Source organism: Microbacterium songi (assembly GCF_042747925.1).
In the GTDB taxonomy this organism is placed as follows: domain Bacteria; phylum Actinomycetota; class Actinomycetes; order Actinomycetales; family Microbacteriaceae; genus Microbacterium.
On record NZ_JBHZIE010000011.1, the window covers coordinates 143,872 to 164,580 of the forward strand.

General features: G+C 70.7%; 22 protein-coding genes and 1 riboswitch. Of the genes, 17 read left to right on the forward strand and 5 right to left on the reverse strand.

From position 1 onward, the window contains the following. Positions 1 to 19 precede the first annotated feature (19 nt). The 3 genes from ACFM35_RS14530 (at position 20) to ACFM35_RS14540 (ending at position 2,428) form a co-directional block, all read left to right on the forward strand. On the forward strand, positions 20 to 910 hold the full coding sequence (locus ACFM35_RS14530; RefSeq protein ID WP_378843302.1) for an LssY C-terminal domain-containing protein: 891 nt from the start codon (positions 20 to 22) through the stop codon (positions 908 to 910). Continuing rightward, positions 907 to 1,425, forward strand: a complete 519-nt coding sequence (locus ACFM35_RS14535) for a hypothetical protein (protein WP_378843304.1) — start codon at positions 907 to 909, stop codon at positions 1,423 to 1,425. The genes ACFM35_RS14530 and ACFM35_RS14535 overlap by 4 nt, the downstream gene beginning before the upstream one ends. 73 nt (positions 1,426 to 1,498) lie before the next feature. Beyond that, positions 1,499 to 2,428: a DnaJ domain-containing protein gene (locus ACFM35_RS14540; RefSeq protein WP_378843306.1), complete on the forward strand. Its 930-nt coding sequence runs from the start codon at positions 1,499 to 1,501 to the stop codon at positions 2,426 to 2,428. A 6-nt stretch (positions 2,429 to 2,434) separates the two neighbouring features. On the opposite strand, the gene ACFM35_RS14545 is transcribed toward ACFM35_RS14540, so the two are convergent. Continuing rightward, positions 2,435 to 3,826, reverse strand: coding sequence for a D-alanyl-D-alanine carboxypeptidase family protein (locus ACFM35_RS14545; protein WP_378843308.1), 1,392 nt, complete (start codon positions 3,824 to 3,826; stop codon positions 2,435 to 2,437). Positions 3,827 to 3,865: 39 nt separating this feature from the next. Next, a riboswitch (TPP riboswitch) is annotated at positions 3,866 to 3,975 on the forward strand. Between ACFM35_RS14545 and ACFM35_RS14550 the strand changes: the two genes are divergently transcribed. From ACFM35_RS14550 to ACFM35_RS14585, 8 genes are all read left to right on the forward strand, one after another. Continuing rightward, complete coding sequence (locus ACFM35_RS14550) at positions 3,968 to 4,591, forward strand: ECF transporter S component (RefSeq protein WP_378843310.1); 624 nt, start codon at positions 3,968 to 3,970, stop codon at positions 4,589 to 4,591. Its footprint overlaps the riboswitch before it by 8 nt. An 8-nt stretch (positions 4,592 to 4,599) precedes the next feature. Continuing rightward, complete coding sequence (locus ACFM35_RS14555; RefSeq protein WP_378843312.1) at positions 4,600 to 6,060, forward strand: ABC transporter ATP-binding protein; 1,461 nt, start codon at positions 4,600 to 4,602, stop codon at positions 6,058 to 6,060. Further along, entirely contained in the window at positions 6,057 to 6,842 is a 786-nt protein-coding gene (locus ACFM35_RS14560; protein WP_378843314.1) for an energy-coupling factor transporter transmembrane component T family protein, read from the forward strand. The genes ACFM35_RS14555 and ACFM35_RS14560 overlap by 4 nt, the downstream gene beginning before the upstream one ends. Positions 6,843 to 7,060: 218 nt before the next feature. Then, entirely contained in the window at positions 7,061 to 7,453 is a 393-nt protein-coding gene (locus tag ACFM35_RS14565) for a VOC family protein (RefSeq protein ID WP_378843316.1), read from the forward strand. Further along, a complete protein-coding gene (locus ACFM35_RS14570; RefSeq protein ID WP_378843318.1) occupies positions 7,450 to 8,802 on the forward strand; it encodes a D-alanyl-D-alanine carboxypeptidase family protein in 1,353 nt (450 codons plus the stop codon). Before ACFM35_RS14565 ends, ACFM35_RS14570 begins: the two co-directional genes overlap by 4 nt. A gap of 57 nt (positions 8,803 to 8,859) precedes the next feature. Continuing rightward, the gene (locus ACFM35_RS14575; RefSeq protein WP_378843320.1) at positions 8,860 to 9,675 is read left to right on the forward strand and encodes an SDR family NAD(P)-dependent oxidoreductase; all 816 of its coding nucleotides are present in this window, start codon (positions 8,860 to 8,862) and stop codon (positions 9,673 to 9,675) included. Between the two features lie 8 nt (positions 9,676 to 9,683). Continuing rightward, positions 9,684 to 10,499, forward strand: coding sequence for an enoyl-CoA hydratase/isomerase family protein (locus ACFM35_RS14580; protein WP_378843322.1), 816 nt, complete (start codon positions 9,684 to 9,686; stop codon positions 10,497 to 10,499). Continuing rightward, the gene (locus tag ACFM35_RS14585; RefSeq protein ID WP_378843324.1) at positions 10,496 to 11,335 is read left to right on the forward strand and encodes an SDR family oxidoreductase; all 840 of its coding nucleotides are present in this window, start codon (positions 10,496 to 10,498) and stop codon (positions 11,333 to 11,335) included. The genes ACFM35_RS14580 and ACFM35_RS14585 overlap by 4 nt, the downstream gene beginning before the upstream one ends. Positions 11,336 to 11,338: 3 nt before the next feature. On the opposite strand, the gene ACFM35_RS14590 is transcribed toward ACFM35_RS14585, so the two are convergent. From ACFM35_RS14590 to ACFM35_RS14600, 3 genes are read right to left on the reverse strand one after another with little or no spacing between them, the layout of a single operon-like run. Then, a complete protein-coding gene (locus tag ACFM35_RS14590) occupies positions 11,339 to 12,163 on the reverse strand; it encodes a hypothetical protein (RefSeq protein ID WP_378843326.1) in 825 nt (274 codons plus the stop codon). 52 nt (positions 12,164 to 12,215) lie between these two features. Continuing rightward, positions 12,216 to 13,058 carry a Cof-type HAD-IIB family hydrolase gene (locus ACFM35_RS14595; protein WP_378843328.1) on the reverse strand — a complete coding sequence of 281 codons (843 nt, stop codon included), beginning with the start codon at positions 13,056 to 13,058 and terminating at the stop codon, positions 12,216 to 12,218. A 56-nt stretch (positions 13,059 to 13,114) separates the two neighbouring features. Beyond that, positions 13,115 to 13,753 carry a LysE family translocator gene (locus tag ACFM35_RS14600; RefSeq protein ID WP_378843330.1) on the reverse strand — a complete coding sequence of 213 codons (639 nt, stop codon included), beginning with the start codon at positions 13,751 to 13,753 and terminating at the stop codon, positions 13,115 to 13,117. Between the two features lie 63 nt (positions 13,754 to 13,816). Here ACFM35_RS14600 and rlmN point away from each other — a divergent pair, with 63 nt between their 5' ends. From rlmN to ACFM35_RS14615, 3 genes are all read left to right on the forward strand, one after another. Further along, the gene (gene rlmN, locus ACFM35_RS14605) at positions 13,817 to 15,058 is read left to right on the forward strand and encodes a dual-specificity RNA methyltransferase RlmN (protein WP_378843332.1); all 1,242 of its coding nucleotides are present in this window, start codon (positions 13,817 to 13,819) and stop codon (positions 15,056 to 15,058) included. A 39-nt stretch (positions 15,059 to 15,097) separates the two neighbouring features. Further along, complete coding sequence (locus tag ACFM35_RS14610; protein WP_378843334.1) at positions 15,098 to 16,111, forward strand: aldo/keto reductase family protein; 1,014 nt, start codon at positions 15,098 to 15,100, stop codon at positions 16,109 to 16,111. A 79-nt stretch (positions 16,112 to 16,190) separates the two neighbouring features. Beyond that, a complete protein-coding gene (locus ACFM35_RS14615; RefSeq protein ID WP_378843336.1) occupies positions 16,191 to 16,700 on the forward strand; it encodes an NUDIX hydrolase in 510 nt (169 codons plus the stop codon). A gap of 49 nt (positions 16,701 to 16,749) precedes the next feature. On the opposite strand, the gene ACFM35_RS14620 is transcribed toward ACFM35_RS14615, so the two are convergent. After that, positions 16,750 to 17,493 carry a hypothetical protein gene (locus tag ACFM35_RS14620; RefSeq protein WP_378843338.1) on the reverse strand — a complete coding sequence of 248 codons (744 nt, stop codon included), beginning with the start codon at positions 17,491 to 17,493 and terminating at the stop codon, positions 16,750 to 16,752. 128 nt (positions 17,494 to 17,621) lie between these two features. Here ACFM35_RS14620 and ACFM35_RS14625 point away from each other — a divergent pair, with 128 nt between their 5' ends. From ACFM35_RS14625 to prpB, 3 genes are read left to right on the forward strand one after another with little or no spacing between them, the layout of a single operon-like run. Further along, positions 17,622 to 18,287, forward strand: a complete 666-nt coding sequence (locus ACFM35_RS14625) for a GntR family transcriptional regulator (protein WP_378843340.1) — start codon at positions 17,622 to 17,624, stop codon at positions 18,285 to 18,287. Then, positions 18,284 to 19,810 (forward strand): MmgE/PrpD family protein, encoded by a 1,527-nt coding sequence (locus tag ACFM35_RS14630; protein WP_378843342.1) that lies wholly within the window; start codon positions 18,284 to 18,286, stop codon positions 19,808 to 19,810. Before ACFM35_RS14625 ends, ACFM35_RS14630 begins: the two co-directional genes overlap by 4 nt. After that, positions 19,810 to 20,709, forward strand: coding sequence for a methylisocitrate lyase (prpB, locus tag ACFM35_RS14635; protein WP_378843344.1), 900 nt, complete (start codon positions 19,810 to 19,812; stop codon positions 20,707 to 20,709). Before ACFM35_RS14630 ends, prpB begins: the two co-directional genes overlap by 1 nt.

Sequence of the window (20,709 nt, forward strand, 5' to 3'; positions counted from 1 at the left end):
GCGCCTCTAGGCTGTCGCCATGTCCCCCAGACCGGACGCTTCGACCCGCTCCGATCGGCGCGCCGCGCGGCGGTACTCCCGTGGCGTCGCGCTGGACTGGTTCTTCTTCGTCTTCGCCGGGCTCAGCGCGATCTGGCTCGCCTATCTGAGCTTCAGCGAGACGTTCGTGCTGGGGTGGTGGGGGATCATCGCGGCGATCGTGTTCTGGGTGCTGCTGGCGTATCTCGTGCTGCCGCGACTGCACCGCATCCTCACGACGATCTACGTGCCGGACTACTTCATCGGACGAACCCGCACGAGCGACGGTCTGCTGGGCGACCCGGTCAATCTGGCACTGATGGGGTCGGCCGATCAGATCGAGCAATCGCTCGTGGACGCCGGCTGGACGAAGGCCGACCCGGTCACGCTCCGCTCGTCCTGGCGGATCATCGCGTCGACGATCACCCGCCGGAGCTATCACGAGGCGCCGGTCAGTCCGCTGTTCCTCTTCGGGCGGCAGCAGGACTTCGCCTATCAGCAGGAGGTCGACGGCAATCCCGCTCAGCGTCACCACGTGCGGTTCTGGCAGAGCCCGGAGGGATGGCTCCTGCCGGGTGGACACCGGGTCGAGTGGCTCGCCGCCGGGACGTTCGACACGAACGTCGGGCTCTCGCTGTTCACGCTTCAGGTGACGCACAAGATCGACGCCGACACCGACATCGAGCGCAACCACATCGTGCAGACCGTGACGGCGGCCGATCCGGGGGTGACGGTGGAGGTGCTCGCGGACTTCTCCACCGGCTACCACGCGCGCAACGGCGGCGGCGACAGCATCCGCACCGACGGTGATCTGCCGATCATCGACGTGCGAGCCGTCACCGTGCGGACGGCGTCGGAACCGGCTGCGCGCGCGTGGGAGGTGACGTCGTGAGCGAGCCGTCCAAGCGCGCCGCCTACGAGCCCGCAGCCGACCTGGCGAAGCCCCTGCCCGTCGCGCCGGCGATGAAGCGACCCGCGAGCATCGTCGCCGGCGCGGTGATCGTGCTGCTGAGGGTGCTGTCGGGCGCGGCCGTCCTCGGTGCCGTGATGCTCGACGGCACCCCGTGGGCCTCGTGGCTGTCGGTGCTGTCCGGAGGGGAGCGGGTGAGCGCCGACGATCTCAGCGCCGGCGTGCAGATCTATGTGGTGGTCACGGCGGTGGTGCTGCTCGTCCAGCTCACGCTGAGCGTGCTGATCCTGCGCGGGCAGAACCTGGCGCGCGTACTCGTCATGTGCGTCTCCGTCGTCTCGATCTCGGCGGCCTTCGTCGGATGGTGGTCGGAGGGCCAGGAGATCACGCTTGCCGGCACCCTGATCTCCCTGGCGCTCGACATCCTCATCCTGCTCGCGCTGTCGAGCCGCAGCGCGGCGACCTACGCCCGCCGGAACGAGCACCGTGCACCCTGAGCGCCCCACAACCTGAGAGCCGCACACCGGAACGGGAGATACCCTGTAACCCGCCGATTCGAGGGGAGGGCGCGTGTTCGACAGCCCACTGTCCGCTTCGGCGTACGAGATCCTCGGTGTCGCGCCCGACGTCGACGACGACGCGCTCCGCAAGGCCTACCGCCTGCGGCTGCGTCAGTCGCACCCCGACACGGGCGGGGACGCGGCGCTGTTCGTGCAGGTGCAGCGCGCGTGGGACCTCGTGGGCTCGACCGATGCCCGCGCGGCCTACGACCGCGGCCACGGATTCGGGACGCAGGCGGCGGAGCCCCAGTGGTCCGGATGGCATGCCCAGCCCGCGCCCGCCGACACGCGCCCGCGCGCCCGCACGCATGGGCAGCCCGGGGGGTGGCGGCGTGAGCGCTACCTCGGGCTCATCCGCGAATGGGTGGGGCGCGGCGTGGAGATCGACGACCCGTACGACCCCGCCCTGGTGCGCTCCGCGCCCCACGCGGTGCGACGACTCCTGGCCGATGCCCTTGCCGAGGAGGAGACGGCGCGCATCGTCGCCGACCTCGGGATGGGCTACACGGTCTGGCACGATGTCGACGCCAGCGGCCGGCGCGGCACGTCGGACGACAAGCTCGACCATGTGGTGCTCGGACCGAGCGGTCTCTACGGCGTGCTCTCGGAGGACTTCGGATCGCCCGTGCGACTGCGACGCGGCGAGCTCATCGGCGACGGCGTCGCCGATGCCCCCATCGCCGAGCTCATCGCGCGGATGCGCGTCATCGCCCGAGCGGCGGGGGTGCGCTTCAGCGGCGCGATCGTCGTGCTCCCCGACGATGACGTCGTGATGGCCATCGAGGAGGTCGGCAAGGTGCGCGGCATCCCGGTCGTCGTCGCCGGTCGCGGGGCGCTGTCGACCGTCCTGCGGCGCGGCATCACCGGCGCGCGCGCGATCGGCGGCAACGAGGTGTTCGACGTGCGCACCCGTCTCCAGCAGACGGTCCGGTTCGTCTGACCCTGTTCAGCCGTTGAGGCCGAAGAGGTCGAGCGGGTGCGTGAGACGCCACCACGCCGACGGGGGCTCGATGTCGCCCGCGAGCTGGATGTCGACCTGAGCGGTGTCCACGGGGCCGGCCACTTCCAGCGACCCCACCGTGTCGCCGTCGTCGCGGTGATCGCCCAGCGCGTACGTCGTCTGCGCCGTGGCGACGCCGCCGTTCCAGAGGACGACGTCGGCGTCGCTCGACACGACGATGTCGGCCTTCTCGCCCCATCGCGTGGTGACCGTCCCCACGACCGTGCCGGCGGTCACCGAAGGGCGCAGCTGCAGCTCCTGCTCGAGGGCGGTGTAGAGAGCCCGGGATGCCGCGACCCGCGTCTCGTCATCGGGCTGATCCAGCATCGACACGTACAGGCGCACCGGGGTGGCTCCGATCGTGATCTGCTTCGCGGACAGGACGTTGAATCCGTCGAGGGATCCGGTCTTGATGCCCAGCATCCCGGGGTCGGCCAGCAGCCCGTTGGTGTTCTCGACGATGCCGGCGCCGGGAAGGTCGACGGAACGGGTCGCGACGATCTCGGCGATGACGGGATTGGCCAGGGCCTTCTCACCCAGCTTCAGCAGGGCGGACGGTGAAGCGAGGTTGTCGTACTCGATGCCGGTCGGCTCCACGACGGTGATGCCCGGCACGCCGTGCGCGCTGAGCCAGGTGTTCGCCGCCTTGGCGAACACGACGTCGCTCGGCCACAGGTTGCCGGCGAGCCGGTCGGCGTAGTTCCCCGCCGAGCCCATCAGCATCCCCTGCAGCATCTGGTATTCGCTCAGCGTCCCGCCGACCGGCACGTTCAATGCCGATTCGTTGTTGGAGAGGTAGCTCCAGTAGGCGGCGCGGTCGGCGGAGGTGAAGGCGAAATCCGGTCCCTGTTCCCCCTGCGCGAGCGGCATCTCCTCGAGCACGAGAAGGGCGGTGACGACCTTGGTGATGCTCGCCATCGGCACGGCGTCCTCCGCCGAGGCGAGCGTTCCGATGCCCGAGATCTCAACGGCGGCGCTGCCCTCGGCCGGCCAGGGCAGCGCCGCAGCGGGCGCGGCGACGGGCTGCACTTCGATCGCGGCGACCGTCGGCGCCACCGCGTGGAGCGGCCAGAGCAGGGTCGTCGCGGCGTACAGCGCGAGTAGCGCGAGGATGATCGCGGTCGGGATGACGGTGCCGGGACGGAAGGGCTTCCGGCGAGGCGCGTTCGCGAGGAGGTCGGGCTGGACGGCGGGCATGCCGGGGCTGGTGGTCGGGGCGACGGATGCGTCATCGACCCAGCCGAGCGCCACCGGGCCGGTCCCCGCGTCCCCCCGACGTCGATCGCGACGGAGGGGGGCGACCTCGAGTGCCGGCGCGGGAGCGTCTTCGATGGTCACGAGCCCAAAATACCTTGTCGATCGCCGCGGTATACTCAACGCCACAACCACGGGAGTCCGGTGAGCCGGGCTGAGAGGAAGCGATCCACGCTTCGACCGTCGAACCTGATCCGGATCATGCCGGCGCAGGGAGGAGTTCACATGGGTGTTCACACGTCCCGTATCGTCTGGCGCTGGCGCGTCGTCGACATCGTCGTGGCCAGCGTCATCGGTGTCGCCGCGGGGGTGATCTTCTGGCTGTGGGGTCTCGCGTGGCCGGGGCTCGACACGGCGCTCGCGTTCACGCCCGGGCTGTCGGGTCTGCTCGCGGGCGGGTGGCTGTTCGCCGGCGTGCTCGGCGGTCTCGTGATCCGCAAGCCGGGCGCGGCGCTGTACACCGAGATCGTGGCGGGAGTGGTCTCGATGGCCCTCGGCACGCAGTGGGCGTTCCTCACCTTCGTGTGGGCGGTGGTCGAGGGTCTCGGTGCAGAGCTGGGCTTCGCGCTGCTGCTCTACACGAACTGGCGGCTGCTCGGGGCCCTCACCTCCGGCTTCCTCGCCGGTGTGTCCGTCGCCATCATGGACACGTCTTTCTCGTCGGTCGCCGCGCTGTCGGCCGAGGCACGCGCGGTGTACTTCGTCTCGGCGGTGGTCTCGGGCATCCTGATCGCCGGTGCGCTGTCGTGGGTGATCGTCCGCGCGCTCGCTGCGACCGGGGCGCTGGACCGATTCGCGGTCGGCCGCGAGGTGCGGGCGCGCGAGGTGGCTGCCCCCGACGCGGCGTGACGGGCGGGTTGCCCGTCGTCGCCCGCGGATGGGGGTGGCGCCACGGCGGTCGGCGCCGGTGGGCGGTCTCGGGGCTCGATCTGCGGATCGATCCGGGGGAGCGCGTGCTGCTCCTGGGCGCGAGCGGGTCGGGGAAGAGCACCATTCTGCAGGGCCTCGCCGGAGTGCTCGGCGACGAGGAGGACGGCGACAGCACCGGCGACCTGACGATCGGCGGCGTCCCGGCGGCGAGTGCCCGCGGCAGAGCGGGGCTCGTGCTGCAGGATCCGGATGCCCAGGTGGTCCTCGCGCGCGTCGGCGACGACGTCGCCTTCGCGTGCGAGAACCTCGGCGTCCCCCGCGACGAGATCTGGGCCCGCGTCGACGCGGCACTGCAGGCCGTCGGCCTGCACGTCGGGCGGGACCACCCCACGTCACGTCTGTCGGGCGGGCAGAAGCAGCGGCTCGCACTCGCGGGCATCGTCGCGATGCGCCCGGGTCTGCTGCTGCTGGACGAGCCGACCGCCAACCTCGACCCCGCCGGCGCCGAGGACGTGCGCGACGCCGTGCTCGCGGTGTCGGCCGCTTCGGGGGCGACCCTGGTCGTGGTCGAGCATCGTGTGGACCTCTGGGCCGCCCACGTCGACCGGGTCGTCGTCCTCGGCCCCGAGGGGCTGCTCGCGGACGGCCCTCCTGCCGCGGTCTTCGCGTCCTCGGCCACGGTGCTGACGGACGCCGGCGTGTGGGTGCCGGGGGTCCCGCCCGGGCACCGCCGCCGGCCCCGTACCGACGACGCGCCCACGCTGCTCACCGCGACGGGACTCGCGGTGGGTCGACGACCGTTCGGTTCGAAGACGTCCGGGGTCGCGGCATCCGGAATCGATCTCTCCCTCGCCGGCGGTCGCACGCTCGCGATCACCGGACCCAACGGCGCGGGCAAATCCACGCTGGCGATGACGGTCGCCGGTCTGCTCCCGCGCGTCGCGGGCGGGCTGGTCGCGGCGCCCGCGCTGCGCGGCGACCGTGGACCCGACCCCGAGCGTTGGCGGGCCCGTGATCTGCTCACCCGCATCGGCACGGTGTTCCAGGAACCCGAGCATCAGCTGCTCACCCGGCGGGTACGCGACGAGCTCGCGGTGGGGCCGCGGGCCCTGGGGCTGTCGGATGCCGCGACCCGCGCACGCGTGGACCCGCTGCTCGAGCGGCTGAGGCTGTCGCACCTCGCGGACGTCAATCCGTTCACCCTGTCGGGAGGTGAGAAGCGCCGGCTGACGGTCGCGACGGCGCTGGCCACGAGGCCGCTCGTGCTCGTGCTCGACGAGCCGACGTACGGCCAGGACGCGCGCACGTGGCGCGAGCTCGCCGACCTCATCGACGACGTCCGCGCCGACGGGACGGCCATCGCGATCGTGACGCACGACCGCGCGCTCGTGGAGGCGCTCGCCGACGACGAGCTCGTCCTCGGACCGGCCGGGGAGGGTGGCGCGTGAGCCTGCTGTCGGACGAGCTGAGGGACAGCCGGCTCGGGGCCGTCAACCCGATCGCCAAGCTCGTGGCCGCGGCCGTGCTCACCCTCACCCTGCTCCTCTCGATCGACCCGGTGTCCGCGGCCGTGACGCTCGTCCTCACCCTCGCGCTGCTGCCGTTCACGGGAGTGGCCGTGCGGCCACTGTGGCTCCGGAGCTGGCCGATCGTCGTCGGTGCGGCGATCGCCGCGGGTGCGACCGTGCTCTACGGCCGACCCGCCGGCGAGGTGTACCTGGAGTGGGGGCTGCTGCGCGTCAGCGACGGGTCGATCGACCTCGCGCTCGCGATCTTCCTGAGGGTCCTCGCAATCGCGGTGCCCGGGATCGTGCTGTTCTCCACGACCGACCCGACCGACCTCGCCGACGGGCTCGGGCAGATACTGCGGCTGCCGCCGCGCTTCGTACTGGGCGCGCTCGCCGGGTTGCGGCTGGTCGGTCTGCTCGTGGAGGACTGGCGCGAACTGTCGCTCGCCCGCCGTGCACGAGGGATCGCGGACACCGGGCGGCTGCGCCGGTTCGCCGGGCAGGCGTTCGCTCTGTTCGTGCTCGCCATCCGGCGCGGCACCAAACTCGCCACCGCCATGGAGGCACGCGGGTTCGGCGCCGACGTGCCGCGCACCTGGGCGCGACCCTCTCGCCTGCACGCCCGGGACGGAGTCGTCGTGGCGATCTCGGTGGCGATCGCCACGGCATCCGTCATCGCCGCCGTGCTCGCGGGGACCTGGACGTTCGTTCTCGGGATGTGAGGCGGGTGGGTGGCGTCCGGCACGCGAACTCCGCAGATCGGCGCGCAGGGCGCAGAATCTGGCCGGACGTCTGCGAAGTTCGCGCGAGTGGTGTGGAGTTCGTGAAGCGGATGACGCGGATGCCCGGCCGGCGGCGAGGGCCTGGCGCCACGGGTGCAAGACGGGGACGGATGCCGCGCCCGTGTCGCCCGTCGGATGCGTGCGCTATCGTCCGAGGCATGAGCGGACTCGTCCCCTACCTGCACTTCTCCGGCTCCGCGCGGGAGGCGCTGACGGCGTACCACGGGATCTTCGGCGGTGACCTGACACTGCACACGCTCGCCGACTTCGGTCGCACGGACGGCCCGCCCGAGGCGATCGCCCACGGCATCCTCAGCGGGCCCGTCGACCTGTTCGGCGCCGACGCGGGTCCGGACGACGACCCGCTCGTGCTGCAGGGCGTGCTCTTCTCGCTCCTCGGAGCGGCAGACCCCGACATGCTCGCGGTCTGGTTCGATGCGCTCGCCGACGGCGGGTCGGTGAAGGATCCGCTGCAGGCCCGCCCGTGGGGGGCCCACGACGGCCAGGTCGTCGATCGCTTCGGCGTCACCTGGCTGATCGGCTACGAGTGACGGAGGGACTCGCCGGCCTCACCGAGCTGATGAGCGCCGAGGGCGAGCTCTTCGACCCGGACCACGAGGCGAAGCGGGCCGCGCGGAGGGCGCGTCGACGCCGTGGCTGGATCGTCGTGGTCCTCGTGCTGGCGCTGCTCCTCGCCGCCGGGGGCGGCTACGTCGCGTGGGCCCTGACGGTGCCGACCGCGGCGCCCACGGTCGTGTCGCAGACGCCCGCGGTCCCCGTCACCGCGCCGGCCGTCATCGCACTCCCGGCCGAAGGTGCGTCGGCGCTCCACGTGTCCGGCGGGCAGGAATATCTCGGCGATGCGGGAATCCGGTTCGCGAGCGGCACGGAGGAGGCGCGTCCGATCGCGAGTATCAGCAAGCTGATCACGGCGATGGTCATCCTCGACGCGTACCCGCTCGGGGTGGGCGATCCGGGACCGCAGATCACGTTCTCGAAAGCCGACCACGACCTGTACGACGAGTACTACCTGCGGGGAGCGACGATCGCGGCGATGCCGACAGGCAGCACGATGTCGCTGCACGACGCCCTGGCCACCATCCTGATCCCCTCGGCGAGCAACTACGCGGAGGCCGTGTCGACGTGGGCGTTCGGCTCTCAGGGTGCGTACCTCGACGCGACGGCCGCGTGGCTGGAGAAGAACGGGCTGACCGGCACGACGATCGTCGAGCCGACGGGGAACAGCCCGCGCAACACCAGCACTCCGACCGACCTCATCGCCCTCGGCACGCTGGCCGCCGCCGACCCGGTGATCGCCGAGATCGCCGCGACGCCGTCGCTCACTCTCCCCGGTCCCGGGACGATGTCCAGCACGAACGACCTCCTCGGCACGAACGGCGTCACGGGGCTCAAGACGGGCAATCTGGGCGAGGGGAGCTACAGCCTGCTGTACACGGCGTCGATCGACGCCGGACCCGCCGGCCCGCTCAGCCTCACGGGCGTCGTGCTCGGCGGATCGTCGCGCGCGTCCGTCGACCGGGACGTGGTGGCCCTGATCGACAGCATCCGGGCGGGCTTCCACGACGTGCCGCTCGCCACGGCGGGCCAGGACCTGGGCTCGTACTCGACGCCGTGGGGTTCCACGGCGCGCATCGTCGTGGGGGAGGATGCATCGATCTTCACGTGGTCCGATACGCCCATCACCGTGTCGATGCAGACGACGACGCCCGTGGAGTACCGGGACGGCGAGGTCGTCGGACTGATCACCTGGACGGCAGGACCCCACACGGCCACGGCGACCATCGAGCTCGAGGGCGGAATCGACCCGCCGACCGAGTGGTGGCGCCTGACCCACCCGGAGGACCTCGGCGCCGGGGAGGCGGCGGCGGACTTCGGATGAAACTGAGTTCCGGTTAGGCTGAGACGGAATTCCTCAGCCCCGTTCGAAGGAGAACGCATGCTCCCCCCTCCGGCCGCCGGCGCGTCACCCCGAGCCTCCCGACGAGCGGGCTCGCTCGACGGGTCCGCCGCTCTCGTCACCGGCGGTGCCAGCGGCCTGGGTCTCGCGACCGCGCGTCGCCTCGCGGCGGCCGGCGCCGTCGTCACGATCGTCGACCTGCCGGGCTCGGCCGGCGCCGACGTCGCCGCCGAACTCGGGGGCATCTTCGCGCCGGCGGACGTCACGAGCGTCGAAGAGGTCGCGGTCGCCGTCGACGCCGCATCCACGGCGGGCCCCCTGCGCGTGGTGATCAACTGCGCCGGCATCGCGCCCCCCGCGAAGGTGCTCGACCGCGAGGGCAATCCGTCGTCGCTCGACGACTTCGCACGCATCATCGCGATCAACCTCGTCGGCACGTTCAACGTCATCGGCCAGGCATCCGCCGTCATGGCCCGCACCGAACCCGATGCCGACTCGGGCGACCGCGGAGTGATCGTGAACACCGCCAGCGTCGCGGCCTTCGATGGACAGATCGGTCAGCCGGCGTACGCGGCCAGCAAGGGGGGCGTGCACGCGATGACGCTCCCGATCGCGCGCGAGCTCGCCCGCTACGGCATCCGCGTCTGCACGATCGCGCCCGGGATCATGGAGACGCCGATGCTCGCGGGGCTCCCACAGGCCGCGCAGGACTCGCTCGGTCAGCAGGTGCCCTACCCCGCTCGTCTCGGTCGCCCTGACGAGTACGCACAGCTGGCGATGAGTATCGTCGAGAACGGCTACCTCAACGGCGAGACCATTCGCCTGGACGGTGCCATCCGCATGGCCCCGAAGTAAGGATCGGCATGACCGAGATTCCCCCCGCCGCGCACGCGGAAGCCCTCCGTTACACCGTCGAGGACGGCCTGGCACGGCTCATCCTCAACCGTCCCGCCCGTCTCAACGCGTTCAACGCCGAGCTGGCGCACGCGTGGGCGGATGCCACGACCGACGCCGTGTCACGCGACGACGTGGGCGCGATCCTGATCGGGGCCGCCGGACCCCACTTCTGCGCCGGCGGCGACGTCATCGCGATGGCCACCGAGATGCACGACGGCAGCGAGATCACCGACCTCGCGAAAGTCATCAACCGCGGCATCCGAGCCCTCACCGAGTCGTCCAAGCCCGTGGTGGCCGCCGCGCAGGGCACGACCGCCGGCGGCGGGCTCGGCATCCTGATGTGCAGCGACTACGCCGTGGTCGGCGAGAACTCCCGCATCGGCAGCCTGTACGCGAACATCGGACTCACCCCCGACCTGTCGGTGTCGGCGCAGCTGGCCCGCGCGGTCGGGGAGCGTCGTGCGCTGCAGCTCGTGCTGCAGGACCGTCTGCTGACCGCCGCCGAAGCCCGCGAATGGGGCCTCGTGGCCGAGGTCGTCGCCCCCGACGATGTCACCACCCGTGCCGAGAGGATCGCGCGCTTCTGGCTCGAGAACGCCACCGCCGCGTACGGTCAGGCCAAGCACCTCGTGCGCTCGGCGGCGCTCACCCCGTTCGCCGACCAGCTCGATGCCGAGGCGCACGCGATCGGCGCCGCCCTCGACACCGACGACGCGCATGCCCGCATCGCGGCCTTCGCCGCGGCATCCGTTCGAAAGCCCGCCCCTCAGGAGACCGCATGACCGCCTCGACCCTCGCCGGAAAGACCATCCTCATGTCGGGAGGCAGCCGCGGCATCGGGCTCGCCATCGCCCTGCGCGCCGCGGCCGACGGCGCGAACATCGCCCTGCTGGCGAAGACCGACACCCCCCACCCGCGCCTGGAAGGCACGATCCACACCGCGGCGCAGCAGATTCGGGATGCCGGCGGTCAGGCGCTTGCGATCGTCGGCGATGTCCGCAACGACGACGACATCACCGAGGCCGTCCTGAAGACCCAGGGCGAATTCGGCGGCATCGACGTCGTCGTCAACAACGCTTCGGTCATCGATCTGTCGGGCTCGCTCGAGCTGTCGGCCAAGAAGTACGACCTCATGCAGGGCGTCAATGTGCGCGGCACCTTCATGCTCAGTCGCGCCGCGGTTCCGATGCTGCGCGACAGCGGCAACCCGCACATCCTGTCGCTGTCGCCCCCGCTCAACCTGAGTCCGAAATGGCTCGGCGCCCACACGGGCTACACGTTGGCGAAGTACGGGATGACGATGGCGACGCTCGGTCTCGCGGCGGAATTCGCCGACGACGGCATCGCAGCGAACACGTTGTGGCCGCGGACCACCATCGCGACCGCCGCCGTGCAGAACGTGCTCGGCGGCGACCGGCTCATGAAGGCGAGCCGCACGCCGGCCGTCTACGCCGACGCGGCGTACGAGGTCATGCTCAAGCCCGCGCGCTCCTACACCGGGCAGACGCTGGTCGTCGAGGACGTTCTGGCAGATGCCGGTGTCACCGACTTCTCGGGGTACGCGGCCGTGCCCGGCACTCCCGACGAGGCGCTCTATCCCGACATCTTCCTCGACTGATCGCTAGCCCGGATCCGGCCCGGGCGTGCCCATCTCGATGCGCAAGGGGCCACCGGAGGGCCACCAGTAGGCGATGCTCTGCCCCGGCTGCATCCCCTCGGGTCGGTCGTCGGGGGCGATGTCCGCATACGCGACGAGGACATTCACGCCGTCGGGCCCGAATGGCTCCACCACCGCGCACCGCGAGACCACATCGTCTTCGTGGACCGCTGCGACGCACGGGGCGCCGCCCTGGGCGCGGGCGAGCCACAGCTCCCGTCCGTAGTACTCGCCGAACCACATCGTCCACGCGAGCCCCTCGGGGATGGGGAAGCCCGGAGGGTCTCCGCGTCCGCCCTGATCGAAGTAGGCGACGGGCGCGCCGTCGACCGGCAGCTCGAGCAGGGTGCGCGCAGACGGATCGCTGTCGAGAGGCCCGACCGCCACGAGCGAGGGGGTCGGGGCGGCCACGGGGCGATCGCGTGCGACCCCGACCGTCGCCGCCAGCGCGCACGCCACCACCGCCACGGTGATCACCGCGGCGGTGTGCCACGCGCGACGTCGCGGTGCTGCGCGCATCGTCTCGGGCGCGATCGCGTCGGTCCTCGGCTCGGCCGCGTCGGGCTCCGCGGGTGGGACCTCGGCCGCGCGCGGTGGGATGGCGTCCGCAGCGACCGCCTCTGCGGCGGTCTCGGCGGCGATCCGCGCGCGGCGGTCGACGCGCACCGCCTCCTCCAGCTGTGCGAGCCGCGCCAGCGCCGCATCGTCCACGGTGATGTCGGCGTCGGGCGCGTAGGCACGGCGCCGGAGGAGCGCGAGCTCGTCTTCGATGCCGTCGTCCGCGGGCACAGCAGCCCTCTCATCGCTGAATCAGGGCGTGATGCGACCTGTGATCAGAACGCTACGCGCTCTGGACCAGGCCGTGGCGGACGAACGCGGTCCACACTCCGTCGTCATGGACGCTCGTGGTGGTCTCGTCGGCGTGCGCCTTGACGACATCGTCGGCGTTGCCCATGGCGATCCCGACGCCCGCGACCTGCAGCATCTCGAGGTCGTTCGACCCGTCGCCGATCGCGATCGCGTCCGCGGCGGTGAGCCCGACCACGCCCACGAGCTCGACGAGGGCCGCGCCCTTGTTCATACCCCTCAGGCTCACTTCGCCCCCCGCGTGTCCGAGGTACGGAATCGTCCCGGTGACCACGTGGAACCGGTCGCCGAGCCCGTCACGGACCGTCGCGAACGTCCGATCGGAATCGCCGAAGAACGTGGCCTTCGCGATGCCCTCGAGGGGGACGGCACCGCGATAGGCGAACTTGTCCGCGAGCCGGATCATGTCGCTCGAGGCATCCGCGATGTCCCAGCCCCGCGCCGTGAACATCGGAGCCAGGCGTGACAGCACGCCCTCGCTCGGGTAGACCCCCTCATAGCCCTGCAGCGTGTACTCGACGTCGTTCTGGGCGAAGAATGCGATGAGTTCCCGGACGGCGTCTTCGGGCATGGTGTGGGCGGCGAGCAGCTCGCCGTCGCGCTCGATGAAGCCCCCGCCGGCCGAGATGACGCCGTCGAAGCCGATGTCGAGCACCTCCGGGGAGATCTCGGCGCGCGACCTGCCCGTGCAGATGTAGACCAGATGCCCGGCGGCCCTCGCCCCCCGGACCGCCGCGACGGCCGAGGGGGCGAGGCGTTGATCATGGTCGATCAGGGTGCCGTCGACGTCGAGGAAGGCGATGCGGCGAGAACTCATGGAACCAGACTCGCACCATTCGTGGGGAGGGGATGCAGGATCGGACCGGCCGGCTGTCAGTGTCTGCTCCCGGTCAGGAGCAGGATGCCGCCGAGCCCGATCATCAGCCCGCCGCCGGTGGCCGACAGCGTCTCGATGCGGCGCGGGGAACGTGCGAACCACTGGCGGGCGGCGGCGGCCGCGAGCACCCATGCGCTGTCGGAGACGACGGCGATCACCGAGAAGACCAGGCCGAGCTCCATCATCTGCAGCGGCACGGCTCCGGCGCCCACATCGACGAACTGCGGCAGCACGGCGACGAAGAACGCGATCGTCTTCGGGTTCGTGATGCCCACGACGAACCCCTGCCACAACTGGCGTCCGTGCGAGCGGGGGAGCGATGCCGCGTCCACCGCGGCGGCGGCGTCCTTGCGGTGGCGGATCGCCTGCACGCCGAGGAACATCAGGTACAGCGCACCGGCGACCTTGAGCACGGTGAACAGGACGTCGGAGCGGGCGACGACGGCGCCGACGCCGAGGGCAACCAGGGCCACGATCGGGATGAGCGCGAGCGTCACCCCGAGAACGCTGAGCAGACCGCCGATGCGGCCGAGCGCCAGCGTCCGCCCCACCGAGAACAGGACCGCGGGGCCGGGCACGAGGATCAGCACGAGTGCCGCGAGTGCGAATGCGAGGAGGTTGTCGAGGGGCACCACCCGCTCAGCGTAGTTCGCGGGCGCGCCCGGCCGACGCGCAGGTGCGGCCGGTACCCTGAGAGCATGACCGAGCCCTCTCCCGTGCGCGCCACGAAGCCCCGCCAGGTGCGCCCGGCCACCGAGGGCTGGAAGCAGAAGACCGACGAGACCGGCCGCCCGCTCCTGCAGTTCGCGAGCCCGAAGCGGGGCAAGCCGCCCGTTCATCTGGCCGACCTGACCGCCGACGAGCGCGTGGCGAAACTGAAGGAGCTCGGCTTCCCGGGCTTCCGCGCGACGCAGCTCGAGAAGCACTACTTCACGCATTTCACCAGCGACCCCGAGCGCATGACCGACCTGCCGGCCGATGGCCGCGAAGAACTCGTGCACGGGATGCTGCCGCCGCTGCTGACCGAGGTGCGACGACTCGAGACGGACAAGGGCGACACGATCAAGTTCCTCTGGAAGCTGCACGATGGCGCGCTGGTCGAGTCGGTGCTGATGCGATACCCCGGCCGGATCACGCTGTGCGTCTCCTCCCAGGCGGGATGCGGCATGAACTGCCCGTTCTGCGCGACCGGACAGGCAGGCCTCACGCGCAACATGTCGGCGGCCGAGATCATCGAGCAGATCGTGCGCGCGAATCGCCTCATCGCCGATGGCGGTCTCGGCGGCAAGAAGAAGGACGACCACTCCGCCGAGCGGGTCAGCAACATCGTCTTCATGGGGATGGGCGAGCCCCTCGCCAACTACGCGCGCGTGATGCACGCCGTCCGCGTGATGGTCGACAAGAAGCACGGGCTCGGCATGAGCGCGCGCGGCATCACCGTCTCGACGGTGGGACTCGTGCCCGCGATCCGCAAGCTCGCCGCCGAGGACGTGCCGGTCACGTTCGCGCTGTCGCTGCATGCGCCCGACGATCACCTGCGCGACGAGCTGATCCCCGTCAACTCGAAATGGAAGGTCGACGAGGCCCTGGATGCCGCGCGTGCCTACTTCGACGCCACCGGGCGTCGCGTCTCCATCGAGTACGCCCTCATCAAGGACATGAACGACCACGCGTGGCGCGCAGACCTGCTGGCGGTCAAGCTCAACGAGCGCGGCCGCGGATGGGTGCACGTCAATCCGATCCCGCTGAACCCGACCCCCGGCTCGATCTGGACGGCGTCCGACGTGAGTGTGCAGAACGAGTTCGTGCGCAGGCTCAACGACGCGGGCATCCCCACCACGCTGCGCGACACCCGCGGCAAGGAGATCGACGGCGCGTGCGGACAGCTGGTCGCGACCGAGGACGACGAGCGCGTCGCGGCGGCCACTCCCGTCGCCTGAGACTGCCCGCCGGCACGAACGAGTTGTTAGCGTTGACCAATGGTCAATTATCGATATCTCGGCAACAGTGGTTTCAAAGTCTCGGAGATCACGCTCGGAAACTGGATCACCCACGGCTCGCAGGTCGGCGACGACGCGGCGGTCGCCACGGTCCACAAGGCACTCGACCTCGGTATCACGACCTTCGACACCGCCGACGTCTACGCCAACACCGCCGCAGAGACGGTGCTCGGCAAGGCTCTCCAGGGTCAGCGCCGTGAGTCGCTGGAGATCTTCACCAAGGTCTACTTCCCGACCGGTCCCGGCGGCCCGAACGACACCGGACTGAGCCGCAAGCACATCATGGACTCGGTCAACGGGTCGCTCACCCGCCTCGGCACCGACTACATCGACCTCTATCAGGCGCACCGGTTCGACTACGAGACGCCGCTCGAGGAGACGTTCCAGGCGTTCGCCGACACCGTGCGGCAGGGCAAGGTCCTCTACATCGGCGTCTCGGAGTGGACGGCCGAGCAGCTGCGCGACGGGCACGCCCTCGCGAAGGAGCTCGGCATCCAGCTCATCTCGAACCAGCCGCAGTACTCGGCACTCTGGCGGGTCATCGAGGACAAGATCGTCCCCACCTCGGAAGAGCTCGGCATTTCGCAGGTCGTCTGGTCGCCGATGGCGCAGGGCGTGCTGAGCGGAAAGTACCTCCCGGGGCAGCCGGTCCCGGACGGCTCGCGCGCGACCGACGAGAAGAGCGGGGCGCAGTTCATCAAGCGCCTGCTCGAGGACGATGTGCTGACCGCGGTGCAGAAGCTCAAACCGATCGCCGAGGCGGCGGGTCTCTCGATGCCGCAGCTCGCCATCGCGTGGGTGCTGCAGAACCCCAACATCGCGGCAGCCCTGGTCGGGGCATCCCGTCCCGAGCAGCTCGAAGACACCGTCAAGGCCTCGGGGGTCACGCTCGACGCCGAGACGATGTCGGCGATCGACGAGACGCTGTCGGGCGTCGCGGTGACCGACGGCGAGCAGACCTACACGTCCTCGCCCAAGGCCCGCTTGACCTGATCGCGTACCGCAGGGCATGGCGCCGGAGTCGTTCGTCGACTCCGGCGCCTTCTGCGTGCCGGGGTGGGATCATGGGCGGATGCCCATCTGGAGCGCCGGCCTGCTGCTGTATCGCCTCCCCGTGGCGAACGACGCCGCGAACGACACCGCGTCCCGCACCGAGGTGCTGATCGCGCACATGGGCGGTCCGTTCTGGGCGTCCAAGGACGACGCCGCCTGGTCGATCCCCAAGGGCGAGTTCGACCCCGAGGGTGAGAGGGCGCTCGAAGCCGCCCACCGTGAGTTCGTGGAGGAACTCGGAGTACAGCCGCCCGACGGCCCGTACGCCGAACTCGGCACCTTCGTGTACTCGTCGGGCAAGAAGGTCGTCGTCTTCATCGCGGACGGCGCGGGGTTCGAGGCATCCGGCTTCGCGTTCGGCGAATTCGAGCTGGAGTGGCCGCCGCGATCCGGCCGCCGTGCCCGCTACCCGGAGGTGGACCGGGCCGAATGGACGTCGATGGATGCCGCGCGGTCGAGGCTCGTGAAGGGCCAGCGCCCCGCACTGGACGCGCTGGAGAAGCATCTCGCGGAGGCCGCGCAGCTCTGACTGCGCGCTGACGCATCGGCTGCGCGCGGTCGGCTCCGTACGAGCGGCGTCAGGGCGCGGAGGCGTCGGTCACGGGGGCGACCGTCACGTGTCCGCCCGGCATCAGGGTGTAGACGATCGGCGTTCCGGGCACGGCGGCCACATCGAACGCCGACGTCGTGAATCCTGCCGGCAGCGTGATCGACACGGACTCGGTGCGCGCCGGGTTGCTCCAGATGCAGCCGATCGCGGGCCGGGGCGTGTCGTCGATGATCATGCAGTACTGGCGATCGGTGGTCGATCCCCTCCAGACGCTGCGCCCGTAGAGGCTGCCGTACGGGCGGAGTTCGTCGCGGATGAGGCGCACCGCGATCGCCGACATGCCGGGCTCGGCGAGGAGTTCGCCCCGCAGATGGTCGAGGTACTCCGCGTAGCCTGCCGACGGCGACATCGGGACGGCCATCGCCCAGTCCTGGTCCTCCACGACCGGGATATCGCTCGACGCGGCGCCCCGCCCGAACGCCGCGAACCCGAGGACCAGCGCGGCGCCGGCGGTGAGCGCGACCGACGCCGTGTGCCAGCGGCGCAGCCCCCCGATGGGGCTTTCCGCTCCGACCCCGGTGTCCCTGACGGCGGCCGCGGCAGAGGCCCCGGCGATCGCCTGCTCACGGGCAAGGCGCGCGCGGTCTTCGAGTTCATCGAGCCGGGCGAGGGCTTGGGGATCCTGCACGATGTCGGAGGCCGGACCGTAGGCGCGCTCGCGGAGCGCCGCGAGCTCGCCGCGCTCATCGGAGGCGTACGCCGGATCTCCCACGGTAGAAGGCTAGAACGCCGAGGGGTGCCGTGGCCCCGATCGAACCGGATCCGCCTTTGTGTATACCGAAGGCGGGGGAAAATGGCGATCATTGCGTCTGTGGCGGGCTGATGTATACAATCGGGACCATGCGAGCCAGTGATCGTGCGTACCGCACCCTGCTCGATGAGATCCAGAACGGAACGCTGGCGCCCGGCACCGTCCTCGGCGAGGTCGAGCAGGCCACCCGCCTGGGCGTGAGCCGCACCCCGCTGCGTGAAGCGCTGGGGCGACTGGCCGCCGACGGACTGGTCGCGCAGCAGTCCGCGCGGGTCACCGTCGTCACCGGCGTGGATGCCGACGACATCCGCGAACTCTTCGACGTGCGGCGCGCGCTCGAAGAGATGGCGACGCGGAGAGCGGCCGAGATGGCCGATGCCGCAGCGATCCGCACGTTCGCCGAGCTGGCTGCGGCGTTCGGCGAGGCGCGCCTCGACGGCGACGCGGGCAGGGACGACTACTACGCACTGATCGCCCGTTTCGATGCCCAGCTCGACGCCGCCGTCGGCAACGACTACCTGACGTCGGCGCTGCGCACGATCCGCACGCACCTCGTGCGCGTGCGCCGGCTCGCGCGCGACAATCCCGACCGGCTCGCGGCATCCGTCGCCGAACACCGCCTGATCGCCGCCGCGATCGCCGCCCGCGACGGCGAGCTCGCCGCACACGCCACCCACATCCACCTGCACAACGCGCTGATCAGCATCCTCGAGTCCCTCGATGCGGCAGCGACCACCCACCGAGGAGCAGCATGACCGTCCTTCATCACGTGCGCGTCTACCGGAGCGAAGAACCGCTCGCGCGCGAAGACCAACTGGCCTGGAAGATCGCCGAGGTCGCGGCCGACCCCGTAGGCGTCGACGACGACGTCATCGACATGATCGTGAACCGGCTCATCGACAACGCCGCCGTGGCCGCGGCGTCACTGACACGCGCACCGGTCAGCGCCGCCCGGCAGCAGGCGCTCGACCATGCCGTGTCGATCAGCGGCAAGGGCGGAACGATCTTCGGATGCGCCCTCACCCGCCGCTCGAGCCCCGAGTGGGCGGCGTGGGCGAACGGTGTGGCCGTGCGCGAGCTCGACTACCACGACACATTCCTCGCCGCGGAGTATTCGCACCCCGGCGACAACATCCCGCCGATCCTCGCCGTGGCGCAGCACACCGGCGCCGACGGGGAGGCGCTCATCCGCGGCATCGCGACGGGCTATGAAGTGCAGGTCGACCTGGTCCGCGCCATCTCGCTGCACAGGCACAAGATCGACCACGTCGCGCACCTCGGGCCCTCGGCCGCCGCCGGCATCGGCACGCTGCTCGGGCTGCCGGCCGAGACGATCTATCAAGCCGTCGGGCAGGCGCTGCACACGACGACCGCGACGCGGCAGTCGCGCAAGGGCGAGATCTCGACGTGGAAGGCGCACGCTCCGGCCTTCGCCGGCAAGATGGCGGTCGAAGCCGTCGATCGAGCAATGCGCGGCGAGACGAGCCCGTCGCCGATCTACGAGGGCGAGGACGGAGTCATCGCGTGGCTGCTCGACGGCGCCGACGCCGCGTACGATGTGCCGCTTCCCGCTCCGGGCGAATCCAAGCGCGGCATCCTCGACACCTATACGAAGGAGCACTCCGCCGAGTATCAGGCACAGGCCTGGATCGACCTCGCACGGAAGCTCCACGACGAGCACCCCGGCGCGTTCACGCCCGACAACGTCGCCTCGATCGAGCTGCACACGAGTCATCACACGCACTACGTGATCGGATCCGGTGCGGGCGACCCGCAGAAGTACGACCCGGCCGCGTCGCGGGAAACGCTCGACCACTCCATCCCGTACATCTTCACGGTCGCCCTCCAGGACGGAGCCTGGCATCACGTCGACTCCTACGCTCCCGAGCGCGCGGGACGCGACGACACCGTGGCCCTGTGGCAGAAGGTCACGACCGCCGAGGACGCCGAGTGGACGCGCCGCTACCACTCGGAGGATCCCGCCGAGAAGGCGTTCGGGGGCAGGGTCGTCGTCCGCTTCGCCGACGGCGGCGAGCTCGTCGAGGAGATCGCGGTCGCCGACGCCCACCCGCTCGGCGCTCGACCGTTCGCGCGGGAGGACTACATCCGCAAGTTCCGCCTGCTCGCCGAGCCCGTGCTGGAGCAGGGAGAGATCGAGCGGTTCCTCGAGCTCGTGCAGCGTCTTCCCGACCTGACGGCCGACGAGGTGCTGCAGCTTTCGATCGTGGCGAAGGCGGGCGTGCTGGCGATGGCGCCGGCCCCGAAGGGCCTGTTCTGATGTTGTACTCCTCCACGCCGGCGGCCGAGAAGAGGCGGATGCTCCGCGAGCGTCTCGCGAGCGGTGAGCTGCTGCGGTTTCCAGGAGCGTTCAACCCGCTGAGCGCCCGGCTCATCGCGCAGAAGGGGTTCGACGGCGTCTACATCTCGGGCGCAGTGCTCAGCGCCGACTTGGGGCTGCCCGACATCGGCCTGACCACTCTGACCGAGGTCGCCGGTCGCGGCCAGCAGATCGCGCGCATGACCGATCTGCCGGCCATCATCGACGCCGACACCGGGTTCGGCGAGCCGATGAACGTCGCCCGCACCATCCAGACCCTGGAGGACGCGGGTCTCGCGGGTACCCACATCGAGGATCAGATCAATCCGAAGCGCTGCGGTCACCTCGACGGGAAGGCCGTCGTGGACGAGGGCACGGCGATCAAGCGGATCCGCGCCGCGGTGGATGCCCGACGTGATCCGAACTTCCTGATCATGGCGCGCACCGACATCGCCGCGGTCGAGGGCCTGGACGCGGCCATCGACCGGGCGAAGGCGCTGGTCGATGCGGGTGCCGACGCGATCTTCCCCGAGGCGATGCGCACCCTCGGCGAGTTCGAGGCGATGCGTGCGGCGCTGGACGTGCCGATCCTGGCCAACATGACCGAGTTCGGCAAGAGCGAGCTGTTCACGACCGACCAGCTGCGGAGTGCGGGCGTGAACATCGTCATCTGGCCGGTGTCGCTGCTGCGCATCGCGATGGGGGCCGCCGGTCGCGCGCTCGACACTCTTGACGACGAGGGGCACCTCACCTCGACGCTCGGCGAGATGCAGCATCGCGCCGACCTCTACGACCTGATCGACTACGAGGGCTACAACCGCTTCGACAGCAGCATCTTCACTTTCGACATCCAGAGATAG